The sequence below is a fragment of the Teichococcus aestuarii genome (assembly GCF_003116135.1).
Classification (GTDB): Bacteria; Pseudomonadota; Alphaproteobacteria; order Acetobacterales; family Acetobacteraceae; genus Pseudoroseomonas; species Pseudoroseomonas aestuarii.
On the sequence record NZ_PDOA01000042.1, the window covers coordinates 1 to 10,946 of the forward strand.

The 10,946-nt window shown below is 70.5% G+C and carries 11 protein-coding genes; 4 read left to right on the forward strand and 7 right to left on the reverse strand.

Going from position 1 to position 10,946, the window contains the following annotated elements:
• Positions 1-369: 369 nt before the first annotated feature.
• From CR165_RS23380 to CR165_RS23405, 6 genes are all read right to left on the reverse strand, one after another.
• Complete coding sequence (locus CR165_RS23380) at positions 370-1,248, reverse strand: amidohydrolase family protein (protein WP_109519307.1); 879 nt, start codon at positions 1,246-1,248, stop codon at positions 370-372.
• 5 nt (positions 1,249-1,253) lie between these two features.
• A complete protein-coding gene (locus tag CR165_RS23385) occupies positions 1,254-2,231 on the reverse strand; it encodes a Bug family tripartite tricarboxylate transporter substrate binding protein (RefSeq protein WP_109519308.1) in 978 nt (325 codons plus the stop codon).
• Positions 2,228-3,304, reverse strand: a complete 1,077-nt coding sequence (locus tag CR165_RS23390; RefSeq protein WP_109519309.1) for an amidohydrolase family protein — start codon at positions 3,302-3,304, stop codon at positions 2,228-2,230. The genes CR165_RS23385 and CR165_RS23390 overlap by 4 nt, the downstream gene beginning before the upstream one ends.
• A 5-nt stretch (positions 3,305-3,309) precedes the next feature.
• On the reverse strand, positions 3,310-4,296 hold the full coding sequence (locus CR165_RS23395) for a Bug family tripartite tricarboxylate transporter substrate binding protein (RefSeq protein ID WP_181378344.1): 987 nt from the start codon (positions 4,294-4,296) through the stop codon (positions 3,310-3,312).
• A gap of 119 nt (positions 4,297-4,415) precedes the next feature.
• Entirely contained in the window at positions 4,416-5,414 is a 999-nt protein-coding gene (locus CR165_RS23400) for a hydroxyacid dehydrogenase (protein ID WP_109519311.1), read from the reverse strand.
• The gene (locus CR165_RS23405) at positions 5,411-6,088 is read right to left on the reverse strand and encodes an RraA family protein (RefSeq protein ID WP_109519312.1); all 678 of its coding nucleotides are present in this window, start codon (positions 6,086-6,088) and stop codon (positions 5,411-5,413) included. Before CR165_RS23405 ends, CR165_RS23400 begins: the two co-directional genes overlap by 4 nt.
• Before the next feature lie 128 nt (positions 6,089-6,216).
• Here CR165_RS23405 and CR165_RS23410 point away from each other — a divergent pair, with 128 nt between their 5' ends.
• The 4 genes from CR165_RS23410 (at position 6,217) to CR165_RS23420 (ending at position 9,798) form a co-directional block, all read left to right on the forward strand.
• On the forward strand, positions 6,217-7,221 hold the full coding sequence (locus tag CR165_RS23410) for a Bug family tripartite tricarboxylate transporter substrate binding protein (RefSeq protein ID WP_109519313.1): 1,005 nt from the start codon (positions 6,217-6,219) through the stop codon (positions 7,219-7,221).
• A gap of 10 nt (positions 7,222-7,231) precedes the next feature.
• Complete coding sequence (locus CR165_RS25875; protein ID WP_245906725.1) at positions 7,232-7,456, forward strand: hypothetical protein; 225 nt, start codon at positions 7,232-7,234, stop codon at positions 7,454-7,456.
• 3 nt (positions 7,457-7,459) lie between these two features.
• A complete protein-coding gene (locus tag CR165_RS23415; protein ID WP_245906727.1) occupies positions 7,460-8,146 on the forward strand; it encodes an SMP-30/gluconolactonase/LRE family protein in 687 nt (228 codons plus the stop codon).
• Between the two features lie 74 nt (positions 8,147-8,220).
• On the forward strand, positions 8,221-9,798 hold the full coding sequence (locus tag CR165_RS23420) for an ABC transporter substrate-binding protein (RefSeq protein WP_109519314.1): 1,578 nt from the start codon (positions 8,221-8,223) through the stop codon (positions 9,796-9,798).
• Between the two features lie 283 nt (positions 9,799-10,081).
• Here the strand turns inward: CR165_RS23420 and CR165_RS23425 are convergent, their stop codons facing one another.
• Positions 10,082-10,819 carry an IclR family transcriptional regulator gene (locus CR165_RS23425; protein ID WP_109519315.1) on the reverse strand — a complete coding sequence of 246 codons (738 nt, stop codon included), beginning with the start codon at positions 10,817-10,819 and terminating at the stop codon, positions 10,082-10,084.
• Positions 10,820-10,946: the final 127 nt, after the last annotated feature.

The window sequence follows — 10,946 nt, forward strand, 5'->3', positions numbered from 1 at the left end:
GAATCACAGCAGGACCAAAGCGCAAGAGGTCCGTTAATAGGTCCTGAGCCTAGGACATGCTTGCGAAAACCCAGCCTTAACTCGACTTCGGCCATCTGAGGCATGCGTAGGCGGCGAGGCGAGGGAGTGGTTAGCTGGTGTGTCGCCGCCAAGAGACGCCGCCATGCTTCACCTGCCATCCTGCTTCGCCGCGGTGATCCTGAGCTTTGCGACGCTGTTTCTTTAGCGGATCGACAAAGATGGTTGCACCTCGACGAGGTCCGCCGCACGGGGGAGGCTGGGATGAATGGCATCTCCGCCTTCGACCCCGATAAAGGGCAGGTGAACGATGCCATCGCAGTATCCGACACGCTACCGCCCAGCATATCGTCAGCCAGAGCGCGAGAAGCCGTAGACGACGGAGGGGTTCTCGACCAAAACACGGCTACGTGTAGCAGGATCGGGTACCCATTCCGCCAGCAGGTCGAGCAGGATGGCGTCATCCGGCTTTGCATTTAGAGGCTGGGTGGGGTGGGGCCAATCGCTCCCCCAGAGCATCCGCTCCGGCGCGGAGCGGACCAGTGCCGCCGCGACCACACCGGCATCCGCATATCTCGGCGCGCCGCTCCGGCTACGGATGTAGGCGCCCGAGAGTTTCACCCAGGTCCTGCCCGCATCCAGCAGCCTTCGCACTGCCTGGAAGGCGGGGGTGGCGGTGCCGCCGGGCTGCGGCACCTGGCCGATATGGTCCAGCACCAGGGGGCAGGGCAGGGAGCCCAGCATCGGCTCGGCAGCCAGGAGCGTCGCCTCGGCGGCGTTCACCTGAAGATGCCAGCCGAGCGGCGCCACGCGCCGGGCCAACTGCGTCAGGTCCTCCGCCCGGAGCACGCCGGGCATGGTCAGGTTGAAGCGGATGCCGCGCACGCCAGCATCGTCCATCGCCCGGAGCGCGCTGTCCGAAATGTCCGGCGGCACCACCGCCACCAGGCGGAAGCGGTCGCGCCCCAGCACCTCCAGCGCCTGCAGATGCAGGCTGTTATCCGTTCCATAAGCGGAAGGCTGCACAAGGATCCCGCGTGAGAGGCCGAGCCGGGTCTGCAGCAGCCGGTAATGCTCCGCCGTGGCATCCGGATGGTGCGGCGTGCCAGCGGCCGAGGGCCACCGCGCGTCATAGACGTGGAAGTGGCAGTCCGTGGCTCCGGCCGGCACCGCCAGGCTGGGAGGGGCCGTGCCGGCAGACCAGGGCACCGGGGAGGAGACGGTCGGCATGCCGCTTAGTCCAGCGTGGCGCCGGAGACACGCACCAATTCCTGCCACATCGGCCGCTCCTTCGCCGCGCGCGCCGCGGCTTCCTGCGGCGTGGTGCCAAGCGCCCGGGTGCCGGTCTGCGCGAAGCGCTTCTGCAGGGCCGGGTCCGCCGCCGCCTCGCGCATCGCCCGCGACAGGCGCTCCACCACCGGCGCGGGCGTGCCCGCCGGTACCGTGACGGCGCCCCAGGAAGTGACGGCGAAATCCGCCACGCCGGCCTCGGCCATGGTGGGGATGTCCGGCAGGTCTGGCCAGCGTTCGGCCGAGGTCACGGCGAGCGCCCGCAGCCTGCCGCCGCGCAGATTGGCCAGCGCGGTGGGCACGTTGTCCACCACGAGCTGGATATCGCCCCGCAGCATGCCGGTCAGTGCCTCCGAGCCGCCCTTGAAGGGCACGTGCAGGCCCTGGATGCCGGTCCTGCGGCACAGCATCTCGCCGGAAAGATGCACCGTGGTGCCGATGCCGGAACTGCCGAAGGTGATGCCCTGCGGCTGCTTCTTCGCCCAGGCGACGAACTCGCTCAGCGTACGCGCCGGCACGTGCTCGGCCGGCACGACCACCACCAGCGGCGCCTCCCAGCCTAGCGAGACCGGCACCAAGTCCTTTTCGGGGTCATAGGGCAGGTTGCTGTAGAGGAACTGGTTGATGGCCAGGGTATTCACCGCCGAGGCGCCGAGCGTGTAGCCGTCGGCCTCGGCATGGGCGACCGCTGCCGTGCCGATGGTACCGCCGCCGCCGGGGCGGTTCTCCACCACCACGGACTGCCCGAGCCGGGCGCCCAGCCCGTCGGCAATCAGCCGTGCAGCGATGTCCACCGCGCCGCCCGGCGGGTAGGGCACGACCAGCCGCAGCGGCCGCTCTGGCCAGGAGGCGGCCCGGGCCAGCCCGGGCGTGGCGAACAGCGCGGCGGTGCTGGCGCCAAGGAAGGTGCGTCGGACGATCATGCGAGGGGCTCCTGAGTGGCGGCGCGAGGCCGGCCGAGATGCGGCGGCAGGCGGTAGGTCTCGATGGCGGTGCCGGCGAAGAGCGCCGCCTTCTCATCGTCTGAGGCGGCGGCTGCAATACGCTTGAAGGCATTCCAGCAGGCGCTGTAGCCGAACATGCCCTTGTCCACGGAAAAGTTGCTCTCGAACATGCAGCGATGCGCGCCGAAGAGCGCGATGCAGGTCTCGATGTAGGGCGCCCAAGCGGCGGCGAGTTCCACCGAACCTGGCGGCGTGGCAGCCTCGTGGAAGCGGAAGCCGCTCAGCGCCATGCCAAGGCCACCGAGCTTGACGCGCAGGTTCGGCAGCGCCGCCAGCCGCCGCATCGCGGCCCGCCAGACGCCGAAGACCTCCTCCCGCCGTCCGGCGAAGGGGCCGATGCCGATCGGCCCGCCCAGATGGTCGAGGATCACGGTGAGGTCGGGCAGGGCGCGCGCCAGAGCCTCCACTTCCGCAAGCTGCGTGTGATAGGCCCAGACATCCAGCGTCAGCCCATAGCGCGGCAGCAGCCCGGCGCCGCGCAGGAAGGTGGGATCGGCCAGCAGCCCCTCGCGCGGCTTGATCGGGTTGGTCTGGATGCCGGGATCGGGGTGGAAGGCGGTGTTGTTGCGGATGCCGCGGAAGCGCTCCGGCGCGGCGCATAGATGCGCCTCCAGCACCGGCGCCACTCGCTCGCCAAGCGTCAGGTCGGCGAAGCCGACAATGCCCTGGCAGGCCCGCAGCGGCCCATACAGCCCGCTGGCGCTCTGCGCCGCGACGCCGTTGACGAACTCCGTCTCGCCGACCGCCCGCATGGCTTCCGGCCCGTCGGCACGGAACATCGAGCGGCAGGTGACGAAGACCGTGCCGCGGATGTCGTGCCCACCGCGCGTGTCGCGCAGCAGGTCGTCGAACAGATAGCGGTCGCCAGGGCGATCCCAGAGGTGGTGGTGCGGGTCCACGATGGGCAGCGCCGGCTCGAGCGGCGGCTCGGCCCCGCGCGCCAGCCACTCCTCGCGCACCGGGATGTGCGGGCTATGAAGGGTGGATGCCATGGCGCCTACTCCAGCGTGATCCCGGCCTCCTTCACGAAGCCCTGCCAGCGCCGGCTCTGCGCCTGGAAGAACTCCGCGAATTGCTGTGGCGTGTTCGGCTCCGTCTGCAACTCCTGCGCGCGCAGCTTGGCGGCGATGTCAGGCTTCGCCTGGGCCGCGTTCAGCAGGGCGTTGAGCCGGGCGACGATGGCATCCGGCGTGCCCTTCGGCACGAAGACGCCGTTCCACTCATAGGTCTCGAAGCCCGGCAGCGTGTCGGAGAGCGGCGGCAAGTCCGGCAGCGAGGCGAGGCGGCCCCGCCCGGTATGCGCCAGGGCGCGCAGCGTGCCCTCCTTGAGGAAGGCGATGGGGCCGTTGACGTTGCCGAGATACAGGTCGACCTGGCCGGACATCAGGTCGGCATAGATCGGCGCGCCGCCGCGATAGGGCACGTGGTTGACCGGCGCGCCGGATTCGCGCGCGAACAGCTCCAGCGCCAGGTGCTGGATCGAGCCGATGCCGGCCGAGGCCCCGTTCAGCCCCCCCGGCGTAGCCTTGGACAGTGCGATCAGCTCGGCCGGCGTGGTGGCCTTCACCTTCGGGTTCACCAGCAGGAGCTGCGGCACGGTGATGGAGCGGAACACCGGCACGAAGTCGCGCTGCGCGCTGTAGCTGAGGTTCTTGAACAGCGCGGCTTCCACCGAGAGGCCGGTGGAGCCGTAGAGCACGGTGTAGCCGTCGGGCGCCGCCTGGGCAGCGGCGGCGGCGCCGATGGTGCCGGTGGCCCCGGCGCGGTTCTCGATCACGAAGGGCTGGCCGGTGGCCTCGGCCGCCGCGGCAAAGAGCAGGCGGGCCACCACGTCGGCGGTGCCGCCCGGCGGCCAGGGCACGATGACGCGCACCGGGCGGTTCGGCCACTCGCCCGCCTGCGCCCGGACCGTCCGGGCGGCAAGCAGCAGGCTCGGGGTTGCCAGCAGGGCGGCGCGGCGCCCCAGCTTCGGCGTATCGGTCATTCCTGTTCCTCCTCTCGCATTGGTCTTGGCGCCAGGCATGCGCTGGCGCTGCGCGCGGGAGGGGGAGCCCCCCGCACGATGGTCCTTCTCTGGTGTCCTGGGGCCGCGGCCCCCGGCGGTCAGGCGGGGTTCAGAGCGGCAAGGCCCCCTTCGACCACCACGGCGCCTTCGGTGGCCGGGCGGCGGCCGGCGAGCACGGTGATGATGCTGTCCGCCGCGCTGGTCGCCATGGCCACGGCGCCGCGCGGCGTGTTGGCCGCGAGGTGCGGCGTCGGCACCAGGCGCGGGTGCCGGCGCAGCGGGCTGTCCCCGGGCAGCGGCTCGGTGGAGAAGACGTCCACCCCGGCCCAGGCAAGCTGGCCGGATTCCAGCGCCGCCAGCAGCGCCGCCTCGTCCACGATGCCGCCGCGGGCGGTGTGGACGAGGATGGCGCCCTGCGGCAGCCGCGCCAGCTCGGCCGCGCCGATCATGCCGCGCGTCTCCGGCTCCAGCGGGCAGTGCAGCGAGAGCACCTCCGCCTGTTCCAGCAATGCGTCGAGCGTCGGCACCCGCTCCGCCGGGCCGGGCAGCGGCCCCTCGGGCAGATAGGGGTCATAGGCCAGCACGCGCATGCCGAAGACCGCGGCGAAGCGCGCCACCTTCGAGCCGATCGCGCCATGGCCGACGATGCCGAGCGTCATGCCCTCGATGTCGCGCGTCATGCGGGAGGTCTTCTCCCACAGGCCGTCGCGCATCTTCGCGCTGACGTCGGGCAGGTCCTTCAGCAGGGTCAGCATCAGCGCCATTGCGTGCTCGGCGACGGAGCGGGAATTCGCCCCGGCGGCGCGTGTCACGGTCAGGCGGCGCGCCCGCGCGGCGGGCACGTCGATGCCGTCGATGCCGGCGCCATGGCGGGCCACCACGCGCAGATCCGGCGCGGCGGCATCCATCACGGTGCCATCGATGCGGCCCTGACGGTGCAGCAGCGCCACGGGCCGGTGCGTGGCGATGGCTTCCAGCAGTTCCGCCTCACCCGGATAGCCCGTGGTGCAGACCGGCTCCAGCCCAGCCTGCTCCAGCATCGCCACGGCCTCGGGCGCCAGCCAGGCGGCAGTGATCAGGACGACGGGGCGGGTCATTCCACGCCCTCGCAGCCGAGCCGGCGCAGCGCCGCGTCCACCCAGGCGGCGTCATGCGTGCCCGCCTCGATGTTCGCCATCTGCTTGTGCTCGGCCGCCTGCTTGGCCATGGCGGCGGCATGGATTGCCTCGACGCTGCCGAAAGGCACGCAGAGCAGCCCGTCATCGTCGCCGAGGATGAGGTCACCGGGCTCGATCACCATGCCGTCGATGGCGACCGGCACGTTGATCTCGCCGGGGCCGTCCTTGTAGGGGCCGCGATGCGTGACGCCGGCGGCGAAGACCGGAAAGGACTGCGCGGCGATGGCGGCGCTGTCGCGGATGGCGCCGTTGATCACGATGCCGCCGAGGCCGCGGCGCACCATCTGCGCGAGCATCAGCTCGCCGATCAGCGCGTTGGTGAGGTCGCCGCCCGCATCCACCACGATGACATCGCCCGGCGCGGCGAGGCCCAGCGCCTTGTGGATCATGAGGTTGTCGCCGGGGCGGGTCTTCACCGTGAAGGCGGGGCCGCGCAGCGGGGCGCCGTCATGCATCGGCCGCAGGCGCGGACCGCCGGCCGTCATGCGGGCCATGACGTCGCTGACATTGGCCACCGGCAGGTCGCGGAAGCGCTCCACCCACTCCGCGGAAACCGCGCGGCTGCGCGGCAAAATCCTGAAGCCCAAGGCCATTCTGTTTCCTCCAGCGATCCGCCGCCCTGCGGCGGCCTGGACGGCACCCTTGCGGAGCCGGAGAAAAAATGCAACGTCATTTCGAAATTCTGGCCAACCGGCCATCCGCTCTGGGAGGAGCTTGCCCAATGCCGCTTTCCACCCCCGCTGCCCCTCTGCTGCCGCGCCGCCGCCTGCTGCTGGCCAGTGCCGGCCTGGCCCTGGGCGCGCTCGCGCGCCCGGCCCTGGCAGCATCCTCCTACCCGTCCCGCCCGGTGCGCATCGTGGTGCCCTGGGCCCCCGGCGGCGCGGTGGACGTGGTGGCGCGCCGCATGGCGCAGAAGCTGGCCGACCGGCTAGGCCAGCCCTTCGTTGTCGAGAACAAGGCGGGCGCCACAGGCACCATTGGCGCGGCGGAGGTGGCCCGCGCCGAACCAGACGGGCAGACCCTGCTGGCGATGGACAACACCTACGCGACCCTGCCCTTCCTGTTCAACAACCTGCCCTTCGACCATGCCGGGGCTTTCGCGCCGATCACCGTCAGCGCCTTCTCGCCGGTTCTGCTGCTGGTCAACGCCAAGTCGCCCTACCAGGACCTCCCCTCGCTGATCGCGGCGGCGAAGCGCGAGCCTAACAAGATCACCTTCGGCTCCGGCGGTGTCGGCAGCTCGCTGCACCTCTCGGCCGAGGCCTTCCAGCAGGCTGCGGGGGCGAAGCTGTTCCACGTCCCCTACAAGGGCGGTGGGGAAGCGGTGCGGGCGACCATCTCGGGCGAGGTGGACATGGCCATGCCCTCGCTCGGCTCCGGCCTCGGTGGCATCAAGGGCGGCCTGCTGCGACCGCTGGCAATCAGCGGCGCGCACCGCGTGGATGCGCTGCCGGACACGCCCACCTTCGACGAGGCCGGGCTGAAGGGCTTCAGCATCATCAACTGGTCCGGCCTCGTCGCGCCGCGCGGCACGCCGCAGCCGGTGATCGACCAGCTCTACCAGGCCATGGCGGCTTCCCTGCGCGAGCAGGACATGCTGGCCTTCCTGAAGACGCTGGCGGCCGAACCCGGCGGCATGCCGCCCGCCGAATTCGGCAAGCTGATCCAGCAGGAGCAGGCCCTCTGGGCCGAAGTCGCCAAGAGCGCCGGCATCGAGCGGCAGTGAGGGTCCGGCCGTGAGCTTCTTCGCCCCGCCGCCCCGCATCGAGACCACGCTCTTCTCGCGCCTGCCGGATCGCTTCCGCCACCTGAGGCGCACCGCCTGGAGCGACGCCAACCGCGCCGGCAAGCCGGTGGACAGCTTCCTGGAGGGCCCGGTCTTCGACCGGAACGGCCTGCTCTACGTCACCGACATCCCTTTCGGGCGCATCTTCCGCGTCTCGCCCGGGGGCGAGTGGTAGCAAGTGGCCGAGTATGACGGCTGGCCGAACGGCATGAAGATCGCGCCCGATGGACGCTTCGTCGTCACCGACTACAAGCGCGGCCTGCTGGTGCTGGACCCGGCATCGGGCGCCGTCACGCCGCTGCTGGAGACGGCGCGCTCGGAAAGCTTCAAGGGCGTCAACGATCTCTGCTTCTCGGCGGCTGGCGACATCTACTTCACCGACCAGGGGCAGACCGGGTTGCAGGACCCCACGGGCCGCGTCTGGCGTCTGGAGCCCGATGGCCGGCTGACCTGCCTGATCGACACCATCCCGAGCCCCAACGGCATCGTGCTGGCGGCGGACGAGAGCCACCTTCTGGTCGGCGTCACCCGTGCCAACCAGATCTGGCGCCTGCCGCTGCACGCGGACGGCAGCGTGACCAAGGCCAGCATCTTCTGCCACATGCATGGCGGGCCGAGCGGGCCGGACGGGCTGGCGCTCGACCAGGAGAACTGCCTGCTGGTCGCGCATGCCGGCTTTGGCACGGTCTGGCGGCTTTCGCCGCGCGCCGAGCCGCTGCTGCGCATCGCCTCCTGCGCGGGGTGGTCCACCACCAACCTCGCCTTCGGCGGTCCGGACCGGCGCAGCCTGTTCATCACCGAGTCCGAGACCGGCAGCATCCTGCGCGCCGAACTGTCCGCGCCCGGCCAGATCCTGCCGGCCTGAACGCGACGCGCGCCGCGCCGGCGCGCGCCAGCGACCAAACGCCCCGGAGAGGGCACGAGAGGAAGGTCCAGACCATGTTGCGACGCCATTTCCTGGGCGCGGCAGCCGCCACGACGCTGGCCCTGCCGAACCTCGCGCGGGCGAGGGAGAAAAGCGTACTGCGCTTCATCCCCTTCGTTGATCTGTCACTGCTCGACCCGGTCGCCACCACCGCGACGCCGACGCGCAACCACGCCTTCATGGTGTTCGACACGCTCTACGGCCTGGACGCACAGTTCCAGCCGCAGCCGCAGATGGTGCAGGGCCACGCGGTCGAGGATGACGGCCGCCTCTGGAGGCTGACGCTGCGCGACGGCCTCCGATTCCACGATGGCAGCACCGTCACCGGGCGCGATTGCGTGGCCAGCATCCGCCGCTGGGCGTCACGGGACTCCTTCGGCCAGGCGCTGATGGCCGTGACGGACGAGCTTTCCGCGCCGGACGACCGCACCATCCTGTTCCGCCTCAGGAAGCCCTTCCCGCTGCTGCCGGCGGCGCTGGCCAAGGCCTCGCCCAGCATGTGCGCCATCATGCCCGAGCGGCTGGCCAGGACCGATGCTGCCAGGCAGGTGACGGAGATCGTTGGCAGCGGCCCGTTCCGCTTCCTGGAAAGCGAGCACATGGCCGGCGCCCGCGCCGTCTATGCGCGCTTCGACGGCTACGTGCCGCGGGCCGATGGTGTCGCGGGCGGCACCGCCGGCCCCAAGGTCGTGCATTTCGAGCGGGTGGAATGGACGGTCATGCCGGACGTCTCCGCCGCCTCCGGCGCGCTGATGGCCGGGGAGGCCGACTGGTGGGAAACCCCGTCCCCCGATCTCGTCGCCCTGCTGAAGCGCAACCGGGACATACGGGTGGAGGTGAAGGACCGCCAGGGCCTGACACCGATCCTGCGCTTCAACTGCATCCAGCCGCCCTTCGACAACGCCGCGCTGCGCCGCGCCGTGCTGGGCGCGGTGGACCAGTCCGAGTTCATGCAGGCCTACAGCAGCGATCCGGAGACCTGGCACGTCAAGCTGGGCATGTTCTGCCCCGGCACGCCGATGGAAAACGATGTCGGCTTCGACCGCCTCTTCGGCAAGACCGACATCGCGCGCGCGAAGCAGGCGGTCGCGGCCTCCGGCTACAAGGGCGAGAAGGTCGCCTTCATGCTGCCGATGGACCATCCGGTGAGCGCGCCGATCGGGCAGGTCGGCATCGATCTGTTCCAGCGCATCGGGTTGAACGTGGACGTGCAGGCAGTGGACAGCGGCACGCTGTTCCAGCGCCGCAACTCGCGCGAGCCGGTGGAGAAGGGCGGCTGGAGCGTCTTCCCATCCATGGTCTCGGGCCTGAACATCCTCGATCCAGCGGTGACCAGCGTGGCGCGCGCCAATGGGCTGAAGGGCTGGTATGGCTGGCCCACCAGCGAGGAAGCGGAGCGGCTGCGCGATGCCTGGATAGAAGAGCGCGACCCGGCTGCGCAGAAGACGCTGGCCGAGCAGATGCAGGCCCAGGCCTGGAAGGATGCCACCTTCCTGCCCACCGGCCAGATCTTCCAGCCCATGGCCTGGCGCCGCGATATCGGCGGCGTGCTCGACGGCTTCGTGAAGTTCTGGAACGTGCGCCGGGTCTGAGAGCCCGGCCCGGCTCCCGCATCCTGCCGGGAGCCGGGACCGGGGGAGAGAAATCCTCCCCCGGTCCTCGTCTTCTTTCCTTTCTCCGGGTCTTGCCGCGCTCGTTCCGCGTGCTCACGCAGAACTGGGGAACCGCTCTGGCACCTGGCCCCGCCGGGGCGGCCATTGGTACGGGCGGAACAGGATCGATGGCAGAAGGGCGGATCCAGGGGCGTTCACGCCTCCAGCCTTCCTGCCCGCGCAGCCCCGTGGCCGGCCATCCTCCAAGGAGGGCTCCGGATCGTCAGGCAGGGTTGGAGGGGGAGGGGATCTCCGGCATCCGGCCGCCCAGGCTGCGGGTCAGCCGTGCCGCGGCCTCGCGCAAGGCAGGGCGGATCGCCTCAGCCGCCTCTGCCGTCAGGCGGGTGATCGGGCCAGTGACGCAGACCGCGCCGGCGAACGTCTCCTCCGGTCCGAAGGCCGGCATGGCCATGCCGGCCACATGCGGATCGTTGGCGCCGGCGGTGTAGAGCGGGAAGTCCAGCATAGCGGCTTCCGGCGGCAGCGGCGAGGTGGTGAACAGCCGCAGCACCTGCGCGATGGCAGAGTTGTCCATCGGCAGCCTGTCGCCCGGCCGGACATGCAGCCGCAGGCGATGCGGCGAGTCCACGCGGAACAGGCAAAGCCGGCTCTCGCCGCGCCGGATGTAGAAGGAGGTGCTTTCGCCGGTGCGATCCACCAGCGTCTCCAGCACCGGCATTACATGCGCCTCCAGCCGAAAGGATTGCTGGTAGATCATGCCCAGGCGCAGCAGCTCGGCATCCAGCCGGTACTGTCCTTCCGCCGTGCGCGAGAGATAGCCGAAGGCCTCCAACGAAACCGCCAGGCGCATGATGGTCGTCTTGACCAGCCCGGTCCGCGCCGAGAGTTCGGCCAGGGAGAGCGCAGCGTCGCCCTTGCGGAAGGCGCTGAGGATTGTCAGCAGGCGCTCCGCCGAGGCAACGCCCTCCAGCGCGGGAGCAGGACGAAGTTTGTTGATCATGGCCGCAGGTCTAACGCCCGGCATGTGCCCCGATCAAGCATCCGGACGGCAGCGTCGGGACCGGCGGGAGGCGGCTAGGCTCAGGACCTATTAACGGACCTCTTGCGCTTTGATCCTGCTGTGATTT

Coding starts and splice junctions, on each gene's coding strand:
- CR165_RS23380 (WP_109519307.1), bottom strand. CDS start 1,248: ATGCCGACCGTCTCCTCCCCGGTGCCCTGGTCTGCCGGCACGGCCCCT.
- CR165_RS23385 (WP_109519308.1), bottom strand. CDS start 2,231: ATGATCGTCCGACGCACCTTCCTTGGCGCCAGCACCGCCGCGCTGTTC.
- CR165_RS23390 (WP_109519309.1), bottom strand. CDS start 3,304: ATGGCATCCACCCTTCATAGCCCGCACATCCCGGTGCGCGAGGAGTGG.
- CR165_RS23395 (WP_181378344.1), bottom strand. CDS start 4,296: ATGACCGATACGCCGAAGCTGGGGCGCCGCGCCGCCCTGCTGGCAACC.
- CR165_RS23400 (WP_109519311.1), bottom strand. CDS start 5,414: ATGACCCGCCCCGTCGTCCTGATCACTGCCGCCTGGCTGGCGCCCGAG.
- CR165_RS23405 (WP_109519312.1), bottom strand. CDS start 6,088: ATGGCCTTGGGCTTCAGGATTTTGCCGCGCAGCCGCGCGGTTTCCGCG.
- CR165_RS23410 (WP_109519313.1), top strand. CDS start 6,217: ATGCCGCTTTCCACCCCCGCTGCCCCTCTGCTGCCGCGCCGCCGCCTG.
- CR165_RS23420 (WP_109519314.1), top strand. CDS start 8,221: ATGTTGCGACGCCATTTCCTGGGCGCGGCAGCCGCCACGACGCTGGCC.
- CR165_RS23425 (WP_109519315.1), bottom strand. CDS start 10,819: ATGATCAACAAACTTCGTCCTGCTCCCGCGCTGGAGGGCGTTGCCTCG.